Here is a 25566-nt window from a genome sequence, read left to right as displayed (position 1 = left end):
ACTAGTAATATAGTAGTAGACCTAAAGTATGACAAAGAGGAAGGGGTTAGGTGTTTTGGACTTACCCGAAAAAAGAAGCACGGAAGGGAGATTGCACATTTTGGAGTCAAGAAGTGTAAGAATGAAAAGCCGTAAGCGGAACCGCTTATGGGGAAAAAAGATGATCGCCTTATTTATGGCGGTAACCTTGTTGCTGGCACAGCTTCTTCCGGTTCCTTATGCTGTGAATGCCGCAGGAACGGATACAACAGGAGCCACTTACTTCACCGGCACGGACAACTGGAAGGGCGGCGCAGCCGACAGTACGGCTGACAATGATATGGACAAGCTTGTCGGCAACGAAGGTGCTGAGAGCGCCAATGTCTATCCGATCGAATTTAAGATTAACGATGTTAAGGCAAAGCCTACAAAAAGCGCCTATATGCTTATTCGGGCTTATGATGTAGACGAGTATGATGAAGCGAACAAGAACGGTACAGGCGAATGGGACCGCGTCTATTTTTCATCCAAGCCTGAGGATATCGCATTGGCTGCGCCGACAACACCTTGGCGGGCATCAGGGTTCGGCACTGCTACATACAAGAAGGAGTTTCCGCAAGCGTTTTACTTGGGAGCCCTATCAGGAAAAAACAACTCATGGAATACGACCGTAATTGAAATAAAAGAAGATCAGTGGAGCCGAATCGCGGCTAATCAAGATCATTTCGTAGGCATTTCCGTTCATCATTATTTTGATCATCCGAACAACAAGAGCGACTGGGTAACCAACGTCGATTGGGGCCAGCTTGTCATTGATGGCGGCATAAGGCAAACCGGTGAAATTACGGGTGCAACGGTAGCAGTCGGAACTAATAAGGTAACGATTGATACGGGCTTTCTGCCAAAAGCGGGCGGAGACTTCTATATGGAAGTCAACGTCATTCAGAAAACGCAAATCGGCACGGAAATCGTCGATCAAAACGTGGATCTGAAGGAGAAAAGCTTCTTAAACGCCAAACAAGGTGAGCCGAGCACATGGGGCAATATTGATCTTGCCGTTCCAGGCGCCGATCCAAATAAGGAGTATACAGTGAACATCATGCTGTTCGACAAGCAGGCAGACAAAGATCAGCCGGGCACCGCACAGCATATTTATTCCTTATCCACCTTTGATCCTGCAGTAAAGGATATTGCGAAAACGGGCCTTCAATATGAGCCAACGACATTCGCATTGACGGATTTTAGCAGCAAGTACTATCGCGTAACCGGACAAGCGCAGCCGGCTAAGCTTGAAAAGGTGAAGATTGTCTCGCTGCCGAGCGGAGGCACGCTTAAGCTTCAGAATGTGAATGTGGGACTCGGCGATGAGATTGCTAAGGCGGATCTTGCTAACCTGAGCTTTGTTCCGGCAGTTGGGGGCTTCACGGGAACAACGTCATTTGAATGGAACGGCTATGATGGCAACAAGTATGCTGCCATTGATGCTAAAGCAACCATTACGGCAAATGTCGCTCCTGTAGTGGCTAATATCGCCAAAAAGATTAACCAAGGCGAGACATTGGCTTTTGGAGCAATCGATTTCACGAGCCAGTATACAGATGCAACTACGCCAAGCGAGAGCTTGAGCAAGGTGAAAATCAGTTCTTTGCCTGATCCGGCGCTAGGCAAGCTGTGGTTCAAAAATGGCAGTAATCCAGCCGTTGCGGTAACAGCCGGCAACGAAATTAGCGCAGCTGATTTGGGCAAGCTGAGCTTTGTTCCGGCAAGCGGTGCCGCAGGCGCAGCTTCGTTCCAGTGGAACGGCTCGGACGGCAAGCAATATGCGAAGGATACGAAGACGGTAACGATCACCATTAATGCTGCGCCGATTGTAAGCGATATCTCTTTCGCGGCTATAGCGGGCACAACGGTATCTTTGAAAGCAACGGACTTCGCTAACCCTAATGCATATGTCGATGAGGAAAATGACGCGCTAACGAAGGTGCGCATTACGCTGCCAGCGAACTTTAGGACTAGCGGCAAGCTTCTCTATACGTTAGCGGGAAATGAGACTCAGGTTACATCCGGAACAGAAATTGCGATAACGGATTTGAACAGCCTGCGCTTCGTCCCAGCTATGAATCTGGCAGAAGAAAGCACGGTTGTATTTGATTGGGAAGGGTATGACGGCAATCAGTACTCTTTAGCGTCAGCTAAAGCCAGCATTACCTATACAAATGATCCTGTTGTCAGCAATATTGCAAAAACAGGACTTCAATACGATCCAACCGGCTTTACGGCAGATGAGTTCAAAAGCCATTACTCGAAGGCTAACGGCGCTTCCGATGCGAATGGCCTTAAGGCAGTAAAGATTGTTACGCTGCCTGCAGCAGAGCAAGGTGAACTATTGTTAAACGGCGAAGCCGTTGCAGCCGGTGACGAAATCGCCATCGGAGACATTGCTAAACTATCCTTCGCTCCTGTATCAAGCGGCTTCACGGGTACAGCTGCTTTTGATTGGAATGGCGAAAATGGCCAGAAATACGCGGTGCTTGCAGCCACAGTAACCATTACGGCTAATGCCGCGCCGACGGTTGATCCAATTGAAAAATCGATTTTGAAAGGTGAAACGGTACCGTTTAAGCAAGCAGACTTTACAGCTGCATACAGCGACCAGGATCACGAGAGCTTGGATAAAGTGAAGCTTGTATCGCTTCCTGAGCCAGCCAAAGGCCAGTTAATGCTGCAGCTTGGAGATGGACCGGCAATCCCGATAACGACTCCGGACTTTGAGATCAAAGCGGGAGAGCTGAATGGATTAACCTTCGTGCCTGCTTCTAACGCTACAGGCTCGGTAACCTTCGACTGGAGCGGCTCGGATGGCAAGCAATACACGAAGGACAACAAACAGATTACAATTAAGATCAATACGCCGCCAGTTGTTGGCGATATGATCAAGGCTGGCCTATCGGGCAGAGTCATTGATTTTAACGCGATTGATTTTACAGATTCGCCTCGGTTTACAGATGCGGATGGTGATCTATTAAGTGCCGTTATTATTACCCTTCCTGCACAATTTGGAGAGAGCGGAACGCTTTGGTATACCTCTTCAGTAGGGGAATCCGTATATTTGGAGCAGGGCAGCTCGGCTCCGATTGCAAAAAGCTTGCTGGCAAGCTTGAAATTCCAGCCTTCAGCTCATTTGGCGGAAGGCAGCACGGTTGAATTCGTTTGGAGCGCAAGCGACGGTAAGCAATATGCCGAAGCACCGGCTAAGGTGTCGATTGCTTACAACGGCAAGCCTGTTGCCGAGCCTATCACGGCAAACGTGGAAGAAGGCACAACGGAAATCATCATTACGTTTAAAGGGACGGACATGGAGACGGTAACGACGCTCGTGTACGGCTTGGAGAGCAATCCAGGCAAAGGCTCGCTTAGACCCGCAGATGATGATGTATCAGGCGACACATGGATCTATACGCCAAATGACGATTTTATTTCGGGACAAGACAGCTTCACGTACAGCGTAACAGATTATGACAACCAGACTTCTGCACCGGCAACCGTAACGATTAATATCCATCGGGCGCTGGACGGCTGGGCAGGCGACAAGGCTCAAGGCGATCCTAACGTTTTAAAAATCATTCCCGGCGAGCAGCTCACGCTGCGTGCAGTTAGCTCTTGGCTCGCGGAGAAGGTATATGCGAATGTGAACGGTATTTCTGTACCTCTTATATTAGTCAATCAGGACAGCTTTGCGCTCGACGGCTATAAGAAGTGGGAGAAAACAACGTATTTGCTGCCTGCGGTAACCGCAGCGAACAAATATGATGTTGCTTTTACGGCATTTGACGTAGAGGGTGCCCCATTAGCTTCTGAGACAAGATTGCTTGATAACGGCTTTGAAGTGCTGAAAGCAGATCTAAATCTTACGGCAAGCCCGGAGAAAATTTTGGGCGATGGCAAATCAACAACCGAGCTTACGGCCGTGCTGACAAATGCTGACGGATCACCAATAGAAGGCGTAACCGTTATTTTCACGGCTCCTGTTCATAAAGGTGAATTCGTAGGCGGCAATACTGCGGTAACGGATGAGCAAGGAATAGCGAAAGCAACGTATAAATCGGCGAAAATTACAGGTGTCGACGAGCAAATCGTTCCTGTTCGGGCGAACGTGTACGATAAGGCACGTGGCTTGAAGTCGCAGGACGAAGTGAGCATTACGTTCCAGCCTGCCGCAGTGAAGGGCTTCATTACGAAAGGCAGCTCGAACACGCCTGTGGCGGGAGCCAGCGTTCGCGTGACGCTTGATCTTGATGGGGACGGCATTATTACGGCCGGAGTGGATTTTGATCAAACGGTCGTTACCGATGCAAGCGGAGCTTACTACGTCGTTGTGCCGAAGGGTGACGTCATTTACGATTTGGATGTGACGCAATCGGTATATGTAGGCGGAGTTGCTACGCCTGTTACGTACAAACAAACGGCTCAGGTTGGCGAAGTTACAGGCTCGGGGAAAGAAAATTTCGACTCTGAGAAAACGGTAACCGGCATCGTGCTGCTTAAGCAGCCAGACGGCAAATCCTCCATGTTCGGCGGCGAGCTGCTTGCCAAGACGACGATTTATTTGAAGCAGGCGGACGGCAGCTATGTTTCGGAAGGCGGAGCTCCGAAAGCTTTTGCGCTGAATGGACAGGGTGTATTTAATGCGGATGGCCTCGCTATCGGCGAATACGAGCTTGAAATTAGATATGAGGTGGAGCCGGGCAAGGCGATTGCATTTAGCCGGACTGCGGTAAGCGTAACGGCTTCCGGCGAGATGAATATTTCCGAAGCGTTGGTTGATCCATACGGTACGATTACAGATTCAGTAACGAAGGCTGTTATTGAAGGGGCAACCGTCGTGCTGCATTATGCAGACACTGCTCGCAATAAAGGGAAAGGCATTACGCCGGGAGCAACTGTGACCTTGCCAGCACTCGTTGGGTTTGCACCGAATGACAATGCAAGTCCTGAGCAGCTAAGCGATGCTTTTGGATTCTACGCGTATATGGTCTATCCAGAAACCGATTATTATCTTGTTGTATCGAAGAACGGATACCAAAGCTACGTAAGCCCCGTTCTCTCTGTAGAATGGGAAATTGTCAGACATGATTTGGAGCTGATTCCGGTTCCGGCAGGTGTGCCAGCCGCACCGGCTGCTGATCCGACGCTAACCCTTTCCGTGGATAAAAACAAGGTAAAGGAAGGCGCAAAATCGACGGTTTCCGTTGATTACAAAAATGCTTCCGGCGGCGCGATTGCAACGGGCGAGATTAAAGTTACGGTTCCGGCAGGAGCTGTTATTGTAGACGCAGCTGGCGGAACGGTTAACGGAAACTTGGTCGTATGGAAGGTTGCCAATGTGCTTGCAGGACAAACGGGAGGCTTTAAGCTGATTATCGAATGGCCGCTTATGAAAGCAGCGGATACGGCATTTGATATTCCAGGCGAGCTTCTGGCTAACGGCGCAACGGTAAAATCATCTGTGAAAATCAATGTATACTCCGAGCGTTTTGGCGACCTTGCGCATTATCGTTATATTTTGGGATATCCCGACAAGGAGTTCAAGCCGGAAGGCTCGTTGACTCGCGCAGAGCTTGCAGCTATTGTCGCAAGGCTTACAGAAAACGAGGATGTAAACTATCCATTGGCTTATAATGATATTCGCAAAGGCCACTGGGCAACGAACTACATTGAGATCGCAACAAAAAACAACTATTTCAGCGGCTACGAAGACGGTTCCTTCCGTCCGGATGCGCCTGTTACGAGAGGAGAGCTTGCATCCGTAATGGCAAGGTTCCTGAAGCTTGAAGTGAGCGCACCTGCGACAACACACTTTAAGGACACAACAGGACACTGGGCGGCAGATACTATCGAAGCGTTGTACAACGGCAAATTCCTTACCGGTTACCCGGATGGCAGCTTCAAGCCGACAAAAAATATCGTTCGTGTCGAGGCTGTTACGATGATTAACCGCATGCTTTACAGAGGTCCGTTGCAGGGCCTTGCTCAACAATTCCCTGACATGCCGCAAAGCCACTGGGGCTTTGGCGACGTGCAGGAAGCAACCATTTCCCATAACGCCAAGCGTAATGAAGATGGAAGCGAGACTTGGACCTCAAATTTTAGTGACGATGTCAAATAAACAATCTTAATAAAGGCAGCTTCTCTGGTCTCTGACCACGGGAAGCTGTCTTTATTTGCCTAACTAAATTTTCCACTAAATTAAATGGAGATTACCTACTAATTCATATAGAATAGATAGATGTAAATAGAGAGAATCATGGGCTGGGAGTTGAACGGAAGTGTATTGCTATCATTGCGGAAAAAAGCGGACTGACGATGCGGTCTATTGCAGTCAGTGCGGAAGACTGCTCGCTATGGACGGGGAAACGACTACGGCTGCTATTGATAACCAAACTGTCGTCTTATCGGAGACAGCCGTTGCTATAGAGACTAATTATGAGAGAGAATTAGCTTTGCAACCGAGCGTGCCTAGCATTGTGCGGAGAAGGAGCGCAAAACGCTCAGTGAGGACGTGGTTGATGCCGATTATCCTTGCGCTTATTACGGCGGGTTCGGTATTTAGCTACTATATCTATCAATCGGGGATCAATGATAAAGTACTCAAACTGCAAACCGAGGCCAAAGCGCAGGCGCTTGCAGGAAAATATGCGGAAGCGGCAGCGCTTCTTAAGGAAGCAAGCATGGCTCGTCCGGGCTTTGCAGCAGTGCAGAAGGATGCCGAGGTTGTAGATCATGTCATCCAGCTGTCTCAATCAGCAGCAGCCGCTGGCAAGCAGCTCGAGGAGCAGAGCCTTACGGAAGCAGAGGAGACGCTCGATCAGCTTAAAAATGAGCTGAGAGGCCATACGGAGCCGATCTATGCCAAGGTGAAGGATCAGCTTCGCGGTTACAGGGCGCAGCTCGAGCTGATGAAGCTGACGGATGAGCTGTCGGATTTGAATACGGTAGATGAGCTTGAAGCTAAGCTTAAGGTTGCGAATCACTTAGAAGGCGACGAAGCATCGGCGCTGCGGGAACAGATTTTGGCGAAAATCGTAGCGATTAGCTTAAAGGATGCGGAAGCTCTTCTGAAAACCAAAAATTACTCGGAAGCGTTAGAGATAACGTCCAAAGGACTTGAGATCGCAAGCGGCAATGGGCAGTTGGCAGCGCTTGAGAAGAAAATTAATAAAGCTCAAACCGATTACGAGAAAACCGAGCAGCAGCGTCTGGAGCATGTCATGCAGCAAGCGGCGGCAGAGGATTTGAAAAACCAAACGGCAGCCGTCGAGGTTGTGAAAATCGATTCGAAGCTCGATGAGGCTGGCAATCTAACGATAACAGGGGAGCTGAAAAATGCCGCAACGCGACCTATTTATTCGATTTCTGTGCAGTTCATCGTGCATGATGCCGCTGGCAAAGAAGTAGGCAAAGGCACGGCTGTAGCATCGCCGGATTATGTGGATCCGGGCGGGAAATTGAGCTTTACGAGCACCTTGGATGGTGTACATGTTGAAAATACGACCGTAGTCGTTGATCATGCGACTTGGTATTTGGATTAAAAGGGGGGCGATGAGATGAGTAAACGAGCATGGATCAGCGCCATCGCGTCAACCCTGATTTTATGCGGCGGCATGGCTGCGGTTTGGGGCATTCATTCCAAAGTGCCTAGTCAGCTTACAGGCAAGCCGCTGCTTGCAGTTGCGGGAGAGAAAAAGGCAAAGACGCTTAAGGACATTATTTTCGAGACGCAGAAGCTCGTCGTGATGATCGAGACGGAGGACGGCGATCAAGGCTCCGGTTTTCTTTATAATTTGGAGGGTGATCTGATCACGAATGCCCATGTCGTGGCTGGCTCCCATAAGGTGAAAATTAAAACCGCGGATGCCCGCGAGCTGGATGGCGAGGTTATCGGCATTAGTACGGAGACCGATATTGCCGTCGTACGCGTAACCGATTTGGCCGGGACGGAGCCGCTGCAGGTCGTGCGCGATGAGAAAGCGGAGGTTGGCGATGAGGTGCTCGCTGTAGGCAGTCCGCTAGGTTTTCAAAATACGGTTACGACCGGCATTATAAGCGGCCTTGGCAGAAGCTTTGAGATCGAGCCGTATTTGTACTCGGATTTATACCAAATCTCTGCGCCGATTGCGCCAGGCAACAGCGGAGGGCCTCTCGTTGACCAGAAGACGGGGGCGGTGCTTGGCATTAACTCGGCGGGTTATGAGCAGGGATCGATCGGCTTCAGCATTCCGATATCGAATGTAATCGAGATTGCGGAGGGCTGGTCCAAGGAGCCGATGACGGAGCTTCCTGAGGTAGAGCAGCCCGAGGAGCAGGATGATTTGAAGGATAGTGCTTCGATAGATGAGTTTGCTGGCTATCTCGTCACGCATTTCTATGACAGCTTGAACAATGCGGATTACGTGTATGCGTACTCGTTGCTTGGCGGCAACTGGAAAGAAGGCACCAGCTACGAGAAGTTCAGGGAAGGTTATCTCGGGACACTAAACGTCGTAATCGATAATATGCACGTGAATAACAGCAGAAACGATAAGGCGACGGTCATCGCGATCATTTCGGTTGACGAGCGGGTTAACGGCAAAAATGTGCTTAGCAAATATCAGGTGACGTACGAGGTAGGCTACGAAAACGATCAACTGAAGCTTCTGAGCGGCAAAGGGAAAGCGATCAAATAAGGGGCTATAGAGAAAGAGCTAGAAAAAACCGTCCGGGGGAGACTGTTTTCTCTAGCTCTTTGCTTGTTGGAAAATTTGTTTTAGATCTCTTCTGACGGGATGGATTCATCGCTCTGGTCGGGCCATTCAGCTTCGTTATCTTCCTCGCGCAGCAGCCCGTTGTAAACGAGCTCCAAAGCGATAGAATCATTGCGCTGAACAGGGAAGCTAAGCAGCGTCGCAGGAATAATGCGGCCATTCAATAGCAGGCGGTAGCTAATATTGCCGCTGATCGGAATGCCGCTAACCGATACGATCTGCCCGTTAAAATTAAAACGGACGACGCCGGTTTCAGCTAGCGCTTGGTAAATTGACAAGCCCGGACGGAATGGCACCCGGTAAGCCTGCGTAACGTTCGGGAACGCTCTTCCTCCGTTGATGACGACCGTTACCGACGCGTGCGGCCCGGGATTGAACGGGAACGGCACCGGAAATGGAATCGGGAACGGGAAAGGTCCCGGCGGGAAAGGCCCCGGCCCCGGCGGGAAAGGCCCCGGCCCTGGCGGGAAAGGCCCCGGCCCCGGCGGGAAAGGCCCCGGCCCTGGCGGGAAAGGCCCCGGCCCCGGCGGGAAATGCCCCGGCCCTGGCGGGAAAGGCCCCGGCCCCGGCGGGAAGCCGCCCGGAGCACCCGGTCCGAAGCCGCCTTGCGAAGGCGTCGGCATAATCATGCGCGTTCCGCCGCAGCCGCAGCCGCGGCTGCCGGCTCGAGCTGATTGTCGCGGAGCTGCGAGAGGTTGTTGCCCGTTAGCATAAGTATAGTTCATGCAAGCACTCAGTCTCCTTCACGTAACAGTATAGGCATTTATCCTTCTGTATCGTATGCGGCAAACGCCTATGCGGTGTTCGGGAGTTTTGACCGTTAGTGATGCTGAAAAACGCCATTCTATCTGATCAGAACAATAAGCAAAAGAAAACAAGCCTATAGAATCGCTTCTATGGCTCGCTAGACGCAATGGGTGTCACCCGAGTATCATGTTTTCGCCAACGCCAACGCCAATCACACTAATTTACTGGTCCTCGCATAGGCTAAGGGAGCCTAATATAGTCTTATATGAAGCAACTACCCTTGCGAGCTTACCCACCATTGCTGCTAAACAGAATTAACAGGAAAAGCTCCATCTAATTTCCCGCCGTGAACGGCAGTTTCATCATTTAACTGGAAAATGTCCTGTTAATCGGCGCGCTTTCCACTCCAATCGGGCGAAAAGTTAAAAATTAACGGGAGATTTTCCTGCTAAAGCTAATTTTCGGCTGATATCGCTTCAATTAGCGGGAGTTTTTCCCGTTAATCTTGCAACTGCCGCAGCATCTGCCGCTCGAAGCAGCATCAACCGCCCAAAGGCAGAGTGTGCTGCTCATTAGCATTCATTGCGAGGTCTACTGCTACTTTTACCGGACACAAAAAAACGAGCCGCTAGAATCACTTCTAGGGCTCGTTTCGCATGAGGCAGCGCCTCACTGGAAAAACAATATTATTTTACAGCTGCATCGTAACGTTTGCTAACTTCATCCCAGTTAACTACGTTCCAGAACGCCGCGATGTAGTCAGGACGTTTGTTTTGGTAGTTCAGGTAGTAAGCGTGCTCCCAAACATCAAGACCAAGGATTGGCGTTTCGCCTTCCATGATCGGGCTGTCTTGGTTCGGCAAGCTGTATACTTTCAATTTGCCGTTAGCTACTGCCAGGAATGCCCAGCCGCTGCCGAAACGAGTTGTAGCTGCTTTAGCGAAGTCTGCTTTGAACGTATCAAAGCCGCCAAGCTCGCTTTCGATTGCTGCTGCAAGAGCGCCAGTTGGGGCTCCGCCAGCGTTTGGTCCGATTGTTTCCCAGAACAAGCTGTGGTTAGCATGTCCGCCGCCGTTGTTGCGAACAGCCGTGCGGATTGCTTCAGGAACGCTAGCAAGATCGGAGATCAAATCTTCGATTGATTTGCTTTGCAATTCTGGAGCGGACTCCAAAGCAGCGTTAAGGTTAGTCACGTATGCGTTATGGTGACGGCCGTGGTGAATTTCCATTGTAGTCGCATCGATATGCGGCTCAAGTGCGTTGTGCGCGTACGGCAAAGCAGGTAGTTGATGTGCCATTTTTTACAGCCTCCTAATTATATGTAGTTATCCAAGTCCATTATCCCTTATCCGATTGAATAAATCAACATTATTGTTTCAAAAGTCGGAAGAGGGAGGGGCGGCAAACATACCTGCAATAGGGTAACACGGAGCCGAGCAAATTATTCGAAATAGTCGCATAGAACCGTATCAGTTTACAAAAAAAACGATTAAATTGATGAAAGCGCTTAATATTAAGCGTTTTCAGGAGATAATCGATGATTTGTTTAATTTTTTTAAGGAATATTAAAGATACAAGCAGGATTTCGTTAAAATTTGTCGTAATATATTCTAAATGCAGTACTATGACATGGTATAGAAGGTGTAATTTAAATGAATGTTCGTTCCTTCCAGTTGTCCGATTACCGATCAATTACAGCACTACTCGAAGATGTTCTATCAGAAGAGTGCTACGAACAAACGATGGAGGCTTTTGCCCGCCAGTTGTCATGGGATAGTGATTTAGTTCTAGTCGCTGTCGAAAATTCCGAAATTGTGGGCATGATTATCGGTACGATTGATAATAACAAAGGTTATTATTATCGAATTGCCGTCTCTCCTCTCCACCAAAGGAAAGGAATCGGTAGAACGCTTATCCAGGCATTGCGCCAGCGTTTCGAACAGCGCCATGTCACAAAGATACTAATAACCGCGGACGAGCATAATGAACCGGTTCTGCCGCTGTATGAGTCAATGGGCTACGTAGCCAACGATTTTATCAGATCTTTTCAGAAACTGAGCATTGTTGCGGGTTAACGCGAACTTTACTGCATGTTAGATTGTACGCAGGGCATATCTGCATCGCCATTGCTTTTGGCGGTGAGATATGCTTTTCTTATTACTATACACTTAAACAAGGAGAACGGGATGGAACCATATCGGCACTGTGTCATCAAAAGCTTCAAGCATAACGGTCACATTCACCGTACATGGCAGCAGAATTGGCTCGTTCCGGATGAGCTGCGCGCTGATGAGCATAAGGCGGAGTCTATGTTCGTACTCATAAACCGCCAAACGCCGATTCAAGAGTCTGATGGCAAAGTGTGGATCAGCCGCGTTCCTGCAGTCTCCTTTTTTATACCTGGGCAATGGTATAACATCGTCGCTTTGCTCGAGGAGGGGGGCGTCCGCTATTATTGCAACATCGCCTCGCCGCCTTATTTGCAAGGGGATGTGCTCACTTATATCGACTATGATTTGGATGTTATCCGTACGGTAGACGGCGGAAGGTTCGTTGTCGACCAAGATGAATACGAGATGCATAAAGCGGCTTACCACTATCCGAAAATGGTCGACGATAAGGTGCAGGAGGGGCTTGAAGCTCTTCTGCGACGCATCGACCTCGGACAGCCCCCTTTTCAAGACCAACGCGTGACTCTTTATTATGAGGAATGGCGCAGACGAATGGATGAGGTGGAGCAATGAGCCGGATCAATCAGGATCATGAGGCGCGGGAGAACGATGCCGATATCGCTGCTAGCAATGGTTCTTCATGGCTGGCAGAGCTGCTGGATTGGACGAAAACATTAGTTTTTGCTTTTGCAGTCGTGATGCTTCTGCATTTTTTTGTATTCAATCTCTCCAAAGTCGAGGGGCATTCGATGGAACCGACATTAACGGCCCATGAGTGGCTCTTTGTTAATAAAATCGTTTTTTTGGTCGGCAAGCCGAAGGTCGGGGACGTCGTTATTTTGAAGGAGCCGAATACAGGCGCAAAAGAAGAGAAGTATCTCGTGAAAAGGGTAGTAGGCGTTCCCGGTGACCGTATCGAGGTTCACAATGAGCGTTTATATCGCAACGGCGAGCTGGTGGACGAGCCTTACACGGATTCTTTAATCGAAGATATGAGCTATGGGCCAGAAGTTATCGGCGAAGGGCATTATTTTGTCATGGGAGATAATCGCCATGCTAGAGCTAGCCTAGACAGCAGGACGTTTCATGCTGTGCCGGAAGAGCTGATTCGGGGCAGAGCCGATTATATTTTATGGCCATATAAAGAAATAAGAGGATTATAGCAGGTATATGCTTACGAAGTAGGTTTGCATCCGCAAACCTTTAAGGAGGGATCGACAATGAAGGACGTTACCATCTACACAGACGGAGCATGCTCCGGCAACCCGGGTCCGGGCGGCTGGGGAGCGGTGCTGTTTTTTGGCGTTCATCAGAAGGAGATTTCGGGCGGCGAGAAACATTCGACGAATAACCGCATGGAAATTCAGGCGGTGATCGAGGGTTTGAAGCTGCTGAAGGAGCCCTGTCAGGTGAAGGTGTATAGCGATTCGGCGTATGTCGTGAATTGCTTCCAGAAGGGCTGGATCAAAGGCTGGCTGCGCAACGGATGGAAGAACAGCAAGAAGGAGCCTGTTGAGAACCAAGAGCTTTGGAAAGCGCTTTGGGAGCTTATGCAGAGGCATAAAGTAGAATACGTAAAGGTAAAAGGCCATAGCGACAACGAATGGAATAATCGCTGTGACGAGCTCGCTCGCGCAGCGATTAAACGGTTGTAGCTCATGAATGATAGATGGGCAAAGTTGAAGGAAGAAATGGTGGAGGCTGCTCCAAGCCTAGGCATCGACAAAATAGGAATCGCGTCCGCTGATCCTTTCGTTTCATTAAAACAAATTTTGATTCGGCATCGCGAGCTGGGAAGAGAATCCGGCTTTGAGGAGCCTGATATTGAGAAGCGAACGAATCCCGCGCTGCTTTTTGACAATCCGCAGTCTATTATAGCGATTGCAATCGCCTATCCCTCCAAGCTGAAGAATCCTCCCAAGTCGGAGCCGGGAGCAAGGCGGGGCATTATGGCTCGCTCGGCATGGGGAGACGACTATCATAAAGTGCTGCGGGACCGGCTCGCGAAGCTGGAGGCTTGGCTGAGGGAGCGGGTGCCGGACCTTCGCGCAGAGAGCATGGTTGATACGGGAGCCTTGTCCGATCGCGCGGTCGCAGAGCGTGCGGGCATTGGCTTTAGTGCAAAAAACTGCGCAATTATATCACCTGAGCTTGGCTCATGGATTTATCTGGGCGAGATGATTACGAATATACCGTTCGCGCCGGATGAGCCGATTACGGAAAACTGCGGCTCCTGCACAAAATGCATTGACGCATGCCCGACGGACGCTCTAGTTGGACCAGGCCAATTAAATTCCAGCAGGTGCATCTCCTTCGTGACGCAAACAAAGGGTATGGTATCCGACGAATTCATGCGCAAAATCGGAAATCGGCTGTATGGCTGCGATACTTGCCAAACCGTCTGTCCGATAAACCGGGGCAAAAACTGGACGCACCAGCCGGAGTTGCAGCCCGACAACGAGCTTGCAAAGCCGCTGCTAATTCCTTTGCTTACAATAGGAAACAAAGAATTTCAAGCCAGATACGGAAGCACGTCTTCGGCATGGCGCGGCAAGAAGCCGATCCAGCGCAATGCGGTGATCGCGCTGGGCAACTTTAAAGATGCAAGCGCGGTGCCCGATTTGATTCGCGTGCTGGAGCAAGATCCGCGCCCCGTGCTGCGCGGTACGGCCGCTTGGTCGCTCGCCCGAATTGGCGGTGAGCAGGCGGAGGCGGCTTTGCTCGCAGCTTCAGGCAAAGAAAGCGATGAGGAAGCGCAGCAAGCGATAGCGAATGCGCTTGATCAAATCAACAAAGAGGCCGAGAAGAAGACGGAAGCAGGTGTCGCGAATGACTGAGCGGCTATACGCAGCCGAGTTGGATTCACCTATCGGGGTGATGACATTGACGGCAACGGACAAAGGCATTTGCCATTTGGATTTTTCCTCCTATGAGGCTGCCTTGGATAGGCTTCAACCGTGGGCGGTACGCCACTTAGGGCCGCATGCCGCTGACATTACGCTGGTGGATGCATCGTCGCATCCGCTGCTGATGGAAGCGGAGAAGCAGCTGAAGCTTTATTTTGCCGGGCAATTGCAGCAGTTTGATCTGCCTATTGAGATGTATGGTACGCCTTTTCAGCAGAAGGTATGGGCAGCCTTGCAGCAAATCCCTTATGGCGAGACGTGCACATACAAAGACATTGCAGTGATGCTGGGACAGCCGGGCGCGATGCGTGCCGTTGGCGGCGCGAATAATCGCAATCCGGTATCGATCATTGTGCCTTGCCATCGCGTGATTGGGGCAAGCGGGCAACTGGTCGGTTATGGCGGAGGGCTGCCGATTAAGATAGCGCTGCTTGATCTTGAGACCAGAGCCTAATACAAGCCGATTAGCTGTTTCAAAATGGTTGCAATTAGCGTTATGTTGTTCATTGCGAACACAAGGTGAACATGCTATCATGGGAACATTATACACAGCAGGAGATTTAGAAAGGGTCGGGTGGAACGTATGTCTTGGGTTAATATTGTAGTGCCGATTGTAACTTTAATTGCAGGAGCTGTAGGGGGCTTTTTTGTAGGCGTATTCTATCTGCGGAAGCAGCTTGAGAAGATGCAAAACGATCCGGAAATGATTCAGAAGATGGCTAAGCAAATGGGCTACAACTTGAATAAGCAGCAAATGCAAAAAGCACAGCACATGATGAAAAATCAAAAAATGCCTCGCAGATAAATAGAAGCGTGCGAGGACCGGAAGGAGTGTACAGAAATGGCGGGAAGGAAAGATTACGTCAATTCGAATGTGACGAGCAACCGGGAGCAGATTGAACATCATATAAGAGAAATTTTGAAGCTGGTTGGCGAAAATGTGGAGCGTGAAGGCTTGCTGGAAACGCCCGCTCGCGTAACTCGGATGTATGAGGAAATTTTTGCTGGTTATGAGGTTGATCCGCGCGAGGTGCTTGGCGTCACATTTGATGAGCAGCACGAGGAGCTCGTCATCGTAAAGGACATCGTGTATTACAGTCAGTGCGAGCATCATATGGCGCCGTTTTTCGGAAAGGCACATATCGGTTACATCCCTAGCGGCAAAATCGCAGGGCTTAGCAAGCTAGCTCGCCTTGTCGAGGCGGTAACTCGCCGCTTGCAGGTGCAAGAGCGCATCACGTCGCAAATTGCGGATATTCTCGCTGAGGAGCTGCAGCCAAATGGCGTGATGGTCGTCGTGGAAGGCGAGCATCTGTGCATGTGCGCGCGCGGCGTGAAGAAGCCGGGCAGCAAGACGGTAACATCCGCAGTAAGAGGCGAATTCCGCAGCAATGCGGCGCTTCGCTCGGAGTTCCTTACTTTGCTCAAGCAATAAATAGCGCAATAGAAAGCCCGTTAGGAATCTCTCCTGACGGGCTTTTTTTGATTTGCGCTTGTCAGAACGGCACCCAAACGAGCTTCCTCGCCTCTTCGAACCTTTCATTCACGTAAGACCAATGAACGACGTTCCACCAGTCCTGCACGTAGTCGGGTCGTTTATTTTGATGCTTCAAATAGTACGCATGCTCCCATACGTCTAAAGGGAGCAATGGGATGACATCCCATTGTGATTGGTTTTGATGCTTCTCTGCCGCCAAAATTTCTAGCCGCCTGCTGCGCGGGCTCCATACTAGAACAGCCCAGCCGCTGCCCTCGACCTTCGCAGCCGCTTCGCTGAACTGCTTCTTAAAGGCTGCAAAGCTGCCGAAATCATTTCGCAGCTGATTGCTGAGCGAGCCCATCGCCTCACCTTCGCCGTACGGTGACATGACGTACCAGAAGAGGGTGTGCAAATAATGGCCGGCACCATGAAAGGCGAGCTCGCGCTCCCAATGCTTTACGAGATCGAAATTACCGGTATTGCGCGCTGTCTGCAGCTGAAGCTCCGCGTTATTCAAGCCATCCACATAGGACTGGTGGTGGATGCGGTGATGGAGCTGCATCGTGTGCTCATCGATATAAGGCTCAAGCGCATCATAGGCATAAGGCAAGGGTGGCAGCGTATGGCCGCCAATCGGCACAACCTGCAGGAGCGGAGCGCGCTGCCGGCTGTTGCCGGGGCTATTCACAGCTTGCCGGTAGGCGCTCATTAAGCCGATGTAATAGTTTGATTCTCGGATCGAATGGGAAATGACTGTTTTGCTTAAAGTTGTCGATACAGCGGCTATGCGCTCAGTCAGTTGAGCGAGCTGATCGACATAGGTTCGTGATTGCTCAAGCGCAGCGTCAACAAGCGCATCAACGGTCTGTTCGATATGTGAGGGTAAGCGTGTCGGGTAGGGCACCCAATCATCCAGCCATTGATTCGTATAATGCGCAGTTTGCGAGAAGATGGGATCCCAGGACTCGAGAAGCTCTACATACTGGCTCTCCAGCTCAGGAGTTGCCTGTAAAATAACGGCGGCATGCTCTTTCTCCTGCAGCTTCCAATGCCGAACTAATTCCATCACGCGAACGGGCATGAGCGTTCCATAAACAAAAAGCACGACCATCGCCTCCTTTGTCGCAACAAGTGCATCTATGTTAGATGTATTCGTTGCGAAACGGGCTTATGTCGTGCTTGTTTGTTTTATCCTTTTTCTGCTTGCAGCTGCTGATCGACTTGGCTTAAAAATAGGGCTGCTCTCTGAATATATTCGCTCGGATGCACTTGAAACAGCAGCTCATGCTTGCCATCTTGCACGATCCATGAGCGGGAGAGAACGTTGCCTTGGGTTTCGGCAATAGCTTCAGCGGTGGTGAATGGCGCCTTGACGTCATTCGTGCCATGAATGATGAAAAGCGGTATATCATAGACATTCGAGATAACCTCGCTTGCCGGAATAGAACCGAAGCTTGTTCCCGTCCAAAGGGGAATCATCGACTCGATAAGCGGCAGGGAGAAGCGCGGCAGCGAGACAAATTGATTCAGGTTATCAAATAACGCCTCTGGGCTTGGGATAAATAAGCTGTCGAGTATCATCGCATCGATGTCATCGGTCTGGAGCGCAGCTTGCAGGGCGGTTCCCGCACCCATGGAGAAGCCCCAGACGACGATATCCTCAGCGCCGCGGGATTTGACGTAATCTACGGCTGCAAGCAGCTGCTGCGACTCCTCGAGGCCGCCGGTGGCCGGTGCCTTGTACTCCTTCGAGGCGTAGCCGTAATCAAACAACAATATATTATAGTTCAAACCGTGCAGCAGCTTCGAGAGCTCATACATCGGTACCCAGGATTCTTCACGATTAGCGCCATAGCCATGGCTGAAAACGACTGTGCGCGCCGAGGGCGCAGCTTCACTCGCATCAGCTTCCGCCGGAATAAACCAGCCGCTGACCGTCGTATCTCCGCTTTTGCTAGGGAATACGACATCCTCATAGTTTAGGCCGATAGCCGCTTGCGGATTGGAGGATAGCGGTGCGACAAAAGGATAAGCTAGCATCCAAGCGACATAGCCATGAAAGATAATAACGGCAAGCAGGATCATAGCCGTGAGTGAAGCGATGGAGGCGACGAGCAGGTGCTTGCCGCGGCTTCTTGTTTTGCGAAGCTGGAACAGGTTGTCGGAATCTCCCAAAGGGAAGGGCTGAAGGTTCTGCGGAAATCCGCCTTCTAGTGGCAATGGTGTCATGATGGTCGTGCTCATGTCGTCGTCCTCCCTCTGCTAGCTGCTCTCTTGGATCTTTTGGCTCAGCGCTGAAAGCGCTTTTCTTTTCTAGTACTTTAATCGTAGTCCGGTCCTAGGAGCCTGTCAATTGATGTCGAGGTAATGTTAATCATTTGTAATATTGCTGTAATGTAAAGATCTTTTCTTTACGATGATGGAAGCGATGAGTTATACTGAATTTGAATCGGTTTCATTGGATGAAACTTTTGAGGAAGAGGTGCGGCTGCATGGAAGATGGAAAATCGACGGTTCGAGCAGTGGATCGAGCGCTTGATATATTGCTATGCTTTACTACGAAGACGGACTGGGCGATGACGGAAATTGCCGAACATGTCGGCCTGCACAAAAGCACGGTTCACCGGATGCTCGCTACACTCGAGGAGAAGGGCTTTATCGAGCGTGACCGCTCGACTGACCGTTATCATTTAGGTTTAAAAATGTGGGAGCTGTCCGCCAATTTGTCGCGTTCAGACGATCAAGCCACCATATGGCTGCCAGAGATGGAGCGGCTGCGCGACCAGCTGGGTGAAACAGTTAGCATATATGTAAGAGACGGCTCCGAGAGGATTCGCATGCAAGCGGTGCAGAGCAATCAGCCCGTGCGCAGAGTGGCGCCGGTAGGCGCAAGGCTGCCGCTGTATGCCGGTGCGTCCAGCAAGGTGCTCATTGCCTATTCCGACCCGCTTGTTCAGGAAAGCATCTTTGGAGACCCGGCATGGCTTTACTCCATCGATCTGGACCATTACAAGCAGCAGCTCGAAGAGGTTTGCTTGCAGGGCTATGCAACTAGCTTCGAGGAGCGCGAGACGGGGGCTGCAGCCTTGTCCGCACCCATATTTAACCGGACAGGGAAGCTGACAGCCGCGTTGTCCGTATCCGGTCCTGCAAGCAGGCTGACGATGGAGACGATGAGGGAATATGCGCCGGTTATGATGGAATCCGCCAAACGGATGGGGACTATGATTTTATAGCCAATAATAAACGGCAGATCCGAAGCATAAAGGCATACTTCGGGTCTGCTGTTTTTTGTTCCTTAAACGTAAAAAAGAGCATTGCCGTCAGGACGGCAATGCTCTTCTCTTTTTGTACTTTTTCAGCAATTAAGCTGTTGTGTTCATGTTTGCGATCATTTGGCGAAGCACCGTTTGAAGGATACCGCCGTTGCGGTAGTAATCGACGTCAACCATCGAATCTAGGCGCACGATTGCAGGGAAGTCGAATGTTGTGCCGTCTTCGCGTGTTGCCGTAACGGTAACTTGCGCACCAGGCGTAACGTCATTGGACAAGCCAACGATGTCGAATGTCTCGCGACCCGTAATGTTAAGCGTCTTCCAGCCTTGGCCTTCTGGGAATTGGAGTGGCAATACGCCCATACCAACCAGATTGGAGCGGTGGATACGCTCGAAGCTTTCCGCGATAACAGCTTTAACGCCAAGCAGGTAAGTGCCTTTTGCCGCCCAGTCACGGGAGCTTCCTGTACCGTACTCTTTACCAGCAAGAACGACAAGGTTTTTACCGGTTTTTTGATATTTCATCGAAGCATCGTAGATCGACATCACTTCATCCGTAGGCAGGTAAGTCGTAACGCCGCCTTCCGTTCCTGGAGCCACTTGGTTACGAATACGAATGTTCGCGAACGTACCGCGCATCATAACTTCGTGGTTACCACGGCGTGAACCGTAGGAGTTGAAGTCTTCGCGTTTAACGCCATTTTCGATCAAGTATTGGCCGCCTGGGCTGTTAACCGTAATGTTACCAGCAGGTGAGATGTGGTCAGTCGTTACGGAATCGCCCATAAGCGCAAGCACGCTTGCGGAATGAATATCTTCGATATCCGTTAGGTCAGGACCAAGGTTTTCGAAGAACGGCGGGTTTTGGATGTACGTCGATTTTGCATCCCACTCGTAGCTTTCGCCTTTAGGAACCGAGATCGCGTTCCAACGCTCATTTTGCGTAAATACGTTCTCGTATTTGTCGCGGAACATTTGCGGGTTAAGCGCAGCAGTCATCGCATCATTGATTTCTTGGGACGTAGGCCAGATATCTTTCAAATATACAGGCTTGTTGTCTTCCGTAAATCCGATTGGATCTGTAGTCAAATCGATGTTAGTTGTTCCAGCAAGCGCGTAAGCGATAACTAGCGGCGGTGAAGCCAGGTAGTTCGCTTTAACTTGCGCGTGAACGCGGCCTTCAAAGTTACGGTTACCGGAAAGAACGGCGGATACCGTCATATCGTTGTCTGCGATCGCTTTGCTTACTTCGTCTGGAAGCGGACCGGAGTTACCGATACATGTCGCGCAGCCATAACCTGCAACGTGGAAGCCTAGCGCTTCAAGCGGCTCAAGCAGGTTTGCTTTTGTCAAATATTCCGTTACGACAAGCGAACCTGGCGTCAAGGAGCTTTTTACGTAAGCAGGCTTCTTAAGTCCAAGTGCTACTGCTTTTTTAGCAACGAGGCCGGCACCGACCATAACGCTTGGGTTAGAAGTGTTCGTGCAGCTTGTAATTGCGGCAATTACGACTGCGCCAGTGCCCATTTTGCTCACTTGGCCGTCATTATGCTTAACCGTTACAACCTGATCGATTTTATCGTCAGTCAATCCGTATCCGCCTTTGTCGATCGGCGTGCGGATGATGCTGTTGAACGATTCTTTCATTGCAGTAAGTTCTACGCGGTCTTGTGGACGCTTCGGACCTGCAAGTGAAGGAACGATTGTGGAAAGATCAAGCTCAACGATGTCAGAGAATACAGGATCTGGCGTCTCGTCAGTACGGAACATGTCTTGTGCTTTATAGTACGAGCCAACAAGCTCGATAAGATCTTCCGAACGGCCTGTTTGGCGCATGTAGCTAAGCGTCTCTGTATCGACAGGGAAGAAGCCGATTGTTGCGCCGTATTCAGGTGCCATGTTGGCAACCGTTGCACGGTCAGCAAGGCTGATGTTAGACAAACCAGGGCCGAAGAACTCGACGAATTTACCAACAACGCCTTTTTTACGCAAAATTTGAGTAACGGTAAGCGCAAGGTCAGTTGCTGTTGAGCCTTCTGCCAGCTTGCCAGTCAATTTGAAGCCGATAACTTCAGGCATTACGAAGTATAGCGGTTGACCAAGCATACCAGCCTCAGCCTCGATACCGCCAACGCCCCAGCCGACAACGCCAAGACCATTGATCATTGTAGTGTGGGAATCCGTACCTACAAGAGAGTCTGGGTATACAACAGTTTCGCCGTCGATTGTTTTTGTAGCTGCAACGGATGCCAAGTACTCAAGGTTAACTTGGTGAACGATACCTGTGCCCGGTGGAACCGCGCGGAAGTTATCGAACGCCGTTTGTGCCCAGCGAAGGAAACGGTAACGCTCTTCATTACGCTCAAACTCAACTTTCGTGTTGTACTCAAGCGCTTCAGGCGTACCGAATGCGTCAACCATTACCGAGTGGTCGATTACGAGATCGACCGGTACGAGCGGGTTGATTTTTTTCGGGTCTCCGCCAGCTTTTTTCACGGTATCGCGCATTGCCGCGAGGTCAACGACAACCGGTACGCCGGTGAAATCCTGCAATACGATACGAGCAGGGATGAAAGGAATTTCTTTATCTTCGCGTCCGTCAGCCCATGTAGCAAGCTGCTTTACATGTTCTGGCGTAATGGCGCGGCCGTCAAATTGACGAACAGCAGCCTCAAGCAATACTTTGATGGAAAAAGGCAGTTTCGAAATGTCGCCTAGTCCTTGCTCTTCAAGTCCGCCCAGACGGTAGTAAGCGTATGTTTTGCCACCTGCGTCCAGCGTTGTGCGAACCGAATAATGATTTTGTGTAGACATCGTCATTCTCCTCTTTGAATGTAGTTCGTGTTTCATTCTGTGAAACACAATTTCAAAATCGCTATATCTATAGTATATCGTTAAAATAGTCCTTCCGTAAAGTCCAATTATGTCCTTATGGGCCTGTAAATTGTGTGGAATCCATGAAGATGAATGTTACATGAAACGGAAGCTGGCTTCATATAATGAAGCAGTTAATCAGCGTTAGGCTAAAGCAGCTAGTTCTGCCAGAGGCTGGCTGCAGCCGTTTACGCATTGCATGCACGACAAGGTTAAGGAGGGATTGCTATGTCGCGTACGGGTAACGGGGGACAGGGTCCTCAAGGTCAAAAGCGCAGCTCAGCGCCGTCCAAGCCAGCAGCGCCACAGCGTAAGCCGCAGCAAAAAGTTGCGACACATGCTCTGCAAAAGCAGCCATCGCCTTTCGGCTTGCAAGCGGAACGGCAAGCCGATGGCGCCGATCAAGCGCTGCAAAGCCTAGAGAAAGCGATGCAAGAGGCAAAACCAATCAAGCAGCAAACGTCTAAGCTGAATTCGCTTTTGCGTTCATCGGATTACGATCCATACTCGCAGCAAGGGAAGCTGCAAGGCTGGAAATCTGCCGTTCATCGCTATGTGAGCTTATACAATCAGGCAGAAGCGAATCAGCATGCCACCGTGCTGACCGATTATGTGACCGATGCCGATCACTGCGACCGGCTAAGATGTAGGCTCGAGCGTCTGCGTGAGCGTGATCTGCTTAGAGGCGCATTGCCGGCAGGCAGCGAGACTAAAGCAGAGATTATCCGTTTTAATGAATCATCCAGCGAAGTTTCAGTGCTCATTCGGCTTCACATCAAAAGAAGGATGGAGCAGTCTGGACGATTTTACATGGAGGAAAGATCCGAATTCGAACGTCTATGGCTAGGATCCTCGGGCAATGCCTGGGAAGTCCTGCGCGTAGAACCGATCATAGCGGAGCGCAGGCCGCGTTTTGGCACTGCTTCAGACAACTGGATGACCGTCGATGAGCATTCGGAGCTATTTGGCGATCTATCGTCACCGTCAACACCATACTTAAATTATGACCTATTACAGCAATTCAAACACCGACCAGCCGGCATTCGTTACAGGAGAGATTTGGTTGCTGCATATGCGGACCGTTGGTGGAATGAAGGCAACCCGTCGTATGAGCTTTTTGAGGTAAATTGTACACATTACGTGTCGCAGTGCATCTTTGCAGGCAATGCTCCGATGAACTATACTGGTAAGAGGGAAACGGGCTGGTGGTATAAAGGACGTAACAAAGGCAGCGAATGGTGGAGCTATAGCTGGGCGGTATCGAATGCTATAACGAATTATTTGACTGCTTCGAGGTCTTCTGGCCTGCGCGCGGAGGTTGTACAATCGGCCGATGAGCTGCAGCTTGGCGATGTCATCACGTATGACTGGAATGGCGATCATCGTTTTCAGCACAGCACAATCGTAACGGCCTTTGACTCGTTCGGCATGCCGCTAGTGAATGCCAACACGGTTTCCAGCAGGCATCGTTATTGGGATTATCGTGATTCCTATGCATGGACGGAACAAACGAAATATCGTTTTTTTCATATTGCAGACCTATTATAAATAATTGTACCGGAGGATATGCCATGGGGAGCAAGGTTCGAGTAGGTTTAGTTTACGGGGGGAAATCGGGAGAGCATGAGGTCTCTTTGCAAACGGCTTACGCAGTAATGGGTGAATTTGACTATAACAAATACGAAATCAAACCTTTTTATATTACAAAACAAGGCGAATGGAAAACGGGCGACTCGCTCCATGCCCGCCCAAGCAGCGTAGAGGAGCTCCGTTTTGGCGGGAGCGAGGCGAAGCAATCAGGCTTTGCGCTCGCCCCTTTGTTTGCGGGCTTAAAAAAAGAAGCGTCTGCAGAGAACGAGACGCGTATTGACGTTATTTTCCCGCTGCTGCATGGTACGTTCGGGGAAGACGGCACGATTCAAGGCTTGTTCGAAATGGCGAACATCCCTTACGTTGGAGCGGGCGTTCTCGCTTCTGCCGTTGGGATGGACAAGATTCTGATGAAAAAAGTATTCGCCCAAGAAGGCTTGCCGCAATGCGTATTCCGCTACTTCAACCGGACACAATGGGAAAGGGATGCTTCCTTCTTCATTATGGAATGCGAGGTTTCGCTCGGCTATCCTTGCTTCATTAAACCAGCCAATCTGGGATCAAGCGTCGGCGTATCGAAAGCGAAAAACCGCGAAGAATTAGTTGCCGCCGTTAACTATGCCTTCCGCTTCGACCGTAAAGTAATCGTGGAAGAGTTCGTGGATGCCCGCGAAATCGAAGTAAGCGTACTGGGCAACGACGATGCGAGAGCTTCAGTGCCAGGTGAAATTGCGCCATCCAATGAGTTCTACGACTACAAAGCCAAATATATTGACGGTAAGTCGACTATGCAAATTCCGGCTATCCTGTCGCCAGAAATTACGGAGTCCATTCGAGAAATGGCTGTTCGCGCCTTCCAGTCGATCGACGGCTCAGGTTTATCGCGCGTAGACTTTTTCCTTCGGAAAAACGATAACCAGATTTTCATTAACGAAGTCAACACCTTGCCAGGCTTCACCCCATTCAGCATGTACCCGCTCATGTGGAAGGAAACCGGCATTCCATATAAAGAGTTGTTAGACACATTAATTTCGCTAGCCCTTGCTCGCCACGCCGAGAAGCAACGCATCGATTTTACAGGCGACGCTACTTAGCAGGATAAAGGACTTATAACCATTCATAAATAGTGCGAGGAAAAAATCTTTTATTTATTGTTTTGGGATGATGGAACGTTGCTATGTGGCGGGTTAGCCCATAAAACGTAACGCTGAGCCAAAATAGATACATAAAGGAGTTTTTTCTTTCTTGTCCTTTGGACAAGCTGTTTGTAGACCTATTCGTCGCTGTTTATTTCGAGCTCGCTCAAGTCGGCGGATGGACCAGCAGCAATTAACGGGAAAAGCTCCAGCTAATTTCTTTAAAAAGAGGCTGAAATCCAATTTAACCGGAATTTCTCCAGCTAAATATGTAGTTTCTCATCTCTATGAGGCACTTTTCGCCAAATTAGATGGAGGAATTCCCGCTAATCCATGGTACGATCCTATATTTGAGAATTTAACGGGAGTATTTCCCGCTAAATGGATATTCGATTGATTATCTGCTGTTTAAAGGTGCGATGGTGGAAGCGTGTCTCATACGATAGAAAGTATGGAAAGTGCAGCAACGAATGGTGTTAAAGGTGTTTAATGCTCTTAAAAGTAATATAGAAGCACAAACGTAAAGCGTGTCCCGTAGGGACGAAAGCGATCCACCGCCAATGGAAGCTGCCGAGCGCCGCACAAGCTCTAACGTTAGTCCAGTTGC

The 25566-nt window shown here is 50.1% G+C and carries 20 protein-coding genes; 15 read left to right on the top strand and 5 right to left on the bottom strand.

Annotated features, from left to right (window positions below):
• Positions 1-121 precede the first annotated feature (121 nt).
• The 3 genes from ADU23_RS05020 to ADU23_RS05010 all read left to right on the top strand — a co-directional run bounded on the left by ADU23_RS05020 (position 122) and on the right by ADU23_RS05010 (position 8702).
• Entirely contained in the window at positions 122-6145 is a 6024-nt protein-coding gene (locus ADU23_RS05020; RefSeq protein ID WP_053372741.1) for an S-layer homology domain-containing protein, read from the top strand.
• A 160-nt stretch (positions 6146-6305) separates the two neighbouring features.
• Entirely contained in the window at positions 6306-7568 is a 1263-nt protein-coding gene (locus ADU23_RS05015; protein WP_157265618.1) for an FxLYD domain-containing protein, read from the top strand.
• Between the two features lie 15 nt (positions 7569-7583).
• Positions 7584-8702, top strand: a complete 1119-nt coding sequence (locus tag ADU23_RS05010) for a S1C family serine protease (RefSeq protein WP_053372739.1) — start codon at positions 7584-7586, stop codon at positions 8700-8702.
• An 80-nt stretch (positions 8703-8782) separates the two neighbouring features.
• Here the strand turns inward: ADU23_RS05010 and ADU23_RS32665 are convergent, their stop codons facing one another.
• Together ADU23_RS32665 and ADU23_RS05000 are read right to left on the bottom strand one after the other, a co-directional pair.
• Complete coding sequence (locus ADU23_RS32665; RefSeq protein ID WP_157265615.1) at positions 8783-9505, bottom strand: hypothetical protein; 723 nt, start codon at positions 9503-9505, stop codon at positions 8783-8785.
• Between the two features lie 708 nt (positions 9506-10213).
• Positions 10214-10825 carry a superoxide dismutase gene (locus ADU23_RS05000; protein ID WP_053372738.1) on the bottom strand — a complete coding sequence of 204 codons (612 nt, stop codon included), beginning with the start codon at positions 10823-10825 and terminating at the stop codon, positions 10214-10216.
• Between the two features lie 354 nt (positions 10826-11179).
• On the opposite strand from ADU23_RS05000, the gene ADU23_RS04995 reads away from it, so the two are divergent.
• From ADU23_RS04995 to folE, 8 genes are all read left to right on the top strand, one after another.
• Positions 11180-11602: a GNAT family N-acetyltransferase gene (locus ADU23_RS04995; RefSeq protein WP_053372737.1), complete on the top strand. Its 423-nt coding sequence runs from the start codon at positions 11180-11182 to the stop codon at positions 11600-11602.
• Positions 11603-11713: 111 nt separating this feature from the next.
• Complete coding sequence (locus ADU23_RS04990; protein WP_053372736.1) at positions 11714-12271, top strand: DUF402 domain-containing protein; 558 nt, start codon at positions 11714-11716, stop codon at positions 12269-12271.
• The gene (gene lepB / locus ADU23_RS04985) at positions 12268-12861 is read left to right on the top strand and encodes a signal peptidase I (RefSeq protein WP_063845943.1); all 594 of its coding nucleotides are present in this window, start codon (positions 12268-12270) and stop codon (positions 12859-12861) included. The genes ADU23_RS04990 and lepB overlap by 4 nt, the downstream gene beginning before the upstream one ends.
• 57 nt (positions 12862-12918) lie before the next feature.
• Complete coding sequence (rnhA, locus tag ADU23_RS04980) at positions 12919-13353, top strand: ribonuclease HI (RefSeq protein WP_053372735.1); 435 nt, start codon at positions 12919-12921, stop codon at positions 13351-13353.
• Between the two features lie 3 nt (positions 13354-13356).
• On the top strand, positions 13357-14535 hold the full coding sequence (gene queG, locus ADU23_RS04975) for a tRNA epoxyqueuosine(34) reductase QueG (RefSeq protein WP_053372734.1): 1179 nt from the start codon (positions 13357-13359) through the stop codon (positions 14533-14535).
• Positions 14528-15058 carry a methylated-DNA--[protein]-cysteine S-methyltransferase gene (locus ADU23_RS04970; RefSeq protein ID WP_053372733.1) on the top strand — a complete coding sequence of 177 codons (531 nt, stop codon included), beginning with the start codon at positions 14528-14530 and terminating at the stop codon, positions 15056-15058. The genes queG and ADU23_RS04970 overlap by 8 nt, the downstream gene beginning before the upstream one ends.
• 129 nt (positions 15059-15187) lie before the next feature.
• On the top strand, positions 15188-15409 hold the full coding sequence (locus ADU23_RS04965; RefSeq protein ID WP_053372732.1) for a YneF family protein: 222 nt from the start codon (positions 15188-15190) through the stop codon (positions 15407-15409).
• Positions 15410-15445: 36 nt separating this feature from the next.
• Positions 15446-16039 carry a GTP cyclohydrolase I FolE gene (gene folE, locus ADU23_RS04960; RefSeq protein WP_053372731.1) on the top strand — a complete coding sequence of 198 codons (594 nt, stop codon included), beginning with the start codon at positions 15446-15448 and terminating at the stop codon, positions 16037-16039.
• Between the two features lie 61 nt (positions 16040-16100).
• On the opposite strand, the gene ADU23_RS04955 is transcribed toward folE, so the two are convergent.
• Positions 16101-17195, bottom strand: a complete 1095-nt coding sequence (locus ADU23_RS04955) for a Fe-Mn family superoxide dismutase (RefSeq protein WP_331459222.1) — start codon at positions 17193-17195, stop codon at positions 16101-16103.
• 77 nt (positions 17196-17272) lie between these two features.
• Positions 17273-18328, bottom strand: coding sequence for an alpha/beta hydrolase (locus ADU23_RS04950; RefSeq protein ID WP_053372730.1), 1056 nt, complete (start codon positions 18326-18328; stop codon positions 17273-17275).
• Positions 18329-18576: 248 nt separating this feature from the next.
• Here ADU23_RS04950 and ADU23_RS04945 point away from each other — a divergent pair, with 248 nt between their 5' ends.
• A complete protein-coding gene (locus tag ADU23_RS04945) occupies positions 18577-19320 on the top strand; it encodes an IclR family transcriptional regulator (RefSeq protein WP_053372729.1) in 744 nt (247 codons plus the stop codon).
• Between the two features lie 129 nt (positions 19321-19449).
• Here the strand turns inward: ADU23_RS04945 and acnA are convergent, their stop codons facing one another.
• Positions 19450-22173: an aconitate hydratase AcnA gene (acnA, locus tag ADU23_RS04940; protein WP_053372728.1), complete on the bottom strand. Its 2724-nt coding sequence runs from the start codon at positions 22171-22173 to the stop codon at positions 19450-19452.
• A gap of 288 nt (positions 22174-22461) precedes the next feature.
• On the opposite strand from acnA, the gene ADU23_RS04935 reads away from it, so the two are divergent.
• The 3 genes from ADU23_RS04935 (at position 22462) to ADU23_RS32660 (ending at position 25356) form a co-directional block, all read left to right on the top strand.
• Positions 22462-23781, top strand: coding sequence for an amidase domain-containing protein (locus ADU23_RS04935; RefSeq protein WP_331459221.1), 1320 nt, complete (start codon positions 22462-22464; stop codon positions 23779-23781).
• 23 nt (positions 23782-23804) lie between these two features.
• Complete coding sequence (locus ADU23_RS04930; protein WP_053372727.1) at positions 23805-24917, top strand: D-alanine--D-alanine ligase; 1113 nt, start codon at positions 23805-23807, stop codon at positions 24915-24917.
• Between the two features lie 151 nt (positions 24918-25068).
• The gene (locus tag ADU23_RS32660; RefSeq protein ID WP_157265612.1) at positions 25069-25356 is read left to right on the top strand and encodes a hypothetical protein; all 288 of its coding nucleotides are present in this window, start codon (positions 25069-25071) and stop codon (positions 25354-25356) included.
• Positions 25357-25566 lie beyond the last annotated feature (210 nt).

Source organism: Paenibacillus sp. FJAT-27812 (assembly GCF_001273905.1).
Classification (GTDB): Bacteria; Bacillota; Bacilli; order Paenibacillales; family Paenibacillaceae; genus Pristimantibacillus.
The sequence above is the reverse complement of the archived record's forward strand: the minus strand, read 5'-3'. Positions and strand labels throughout refer to the sequence as shown.

Excerpts from the sequence above, each read along its gene's own strand:
- ADU23_RS05000 (WP_053372738.1), bottom strand. The coding sequence starts at position 10,825 with ATGGCACATCAACTACCTGCTTTGCCGTACGCGCACAACGCACTTGAG.
- ADU23_RS04935 (WP_331459221.1), top strand. The coding sequence starts at position 22,462 with ATGTCGCGTACGGGTAACGGGGGACAGGGTCCTCAAGGTCAAAAGCGC.
- ADU23_RS04945 (WP_053372729.1), top strand. The coding sequence starts at position 18,577 with ATGGAAGATGGAAAATCGACGGTTCGAGCAGTGGATCGAGCGCTTGAT.
- lepB (WP_063845943.1), top strand. The coding sequence starts at position 12,268 with ATGAGCCGGATCAATCAGGATCATGAGGCGCGGGAGAACGATGCCGAT.
- ADU23_RS04995 (WP_053372737.1), top strand. The coding sequence starts at position 11,180 with ATGAATGTTCGTTCCTTCCAGTTGTCCGATTACCGATCAATTACAGCA.
- queG (WP_053372734.1), top strand. The coding sequence starts at position 13,357 with ATGAATGATAGATGGGCAAAGTTGAAGGAAGAAATGGTGGAGGCTGCT.
- ADU23_RS04930 (WP_053372727.1), top strand. The coding sequence starts at position 23,805 with ATGGGGAGCAAGGTTCGAGTAGGTTTAGTTTACGGGGGGAAATCGGGA.
- ADU23_RS05010 (WP_053372739.1), top strand. The coding sequence starts at position 7,584 with ATGAGTAAACGAGCATGGATCAGCGCCATCGCGTCAACCCTGATTTTA.
- ADU23_RS04970 (WP_053372733.1), top strand. The coding sequence starts at position 14,528 with ATGACTGAGCGGCTATACGCAGCCGAGTTGGATTCACCTATCGGGGTG.
- ADU23_RS04955 (WP_331459222.1), bottom strand. The coding sequence starts at position 17,195 with ATGGTCGTGCTTTTTGTTTATGGAACGCTCATGCCCGTTCGCGTGATG.
- rnhA (WP_053372735.1), top strand. The coding sequence starts at position 12,919 with ATGAAGGACGTTACCATCTACACAGACGGAGCATGCTCCGGCAACCCG.
- ADU23_RS05020 (WP_053372741.1), top strand. The coding sequence starts at position 122 with ATGAAAAGCCGTAAGCGGAACCGCTTATGGGGAAAAAAGATGATCGCC.
- folE (WP_053372731.1), top strand. The coding sequence starts at position 15,446 with ATGGCGGGAAGGAAAGATTACGTCAATTCGAATGTGACGAGCAACCGG.
- ADU23_RS32665 (WP_157265615.1), bottom strand. The coding sequence starts at position 9,505 with ATGAACTATACTTATGCTAACGGGCAACAACCTCTCGCAGCTCCGCGA.
- ADU23_RS04950 (WP_053372730.1), bottom strand. The coding sequence starts at position 18,328 with ATGAGCACGACCATCATGACACCATTGCCACTAGAAGGCGGATTTCCG.
- ADU23_RS04990 (WP_053372736.1), top strand. The coding sequence starts at position 11,714 with ATGGAACCATATCGGCACTGTGTCATCAAAAGCTTCAAGCATAACGGT.
- acnA (WP_053372728.1), bottom strand. The coding sequence starts at position 22,173 with ATGTCTACACAAAATCATTATTCGGTTCGCACAACGCTGGACGCAGGT.
- ADU23_RS04965 (WP_053372732.1), top strand. The coding sequence starts at position 15,188 with ATGTCTTGGGTTAATATTGTAGTGCCGATTGTAACTTTAATTGCAGGA.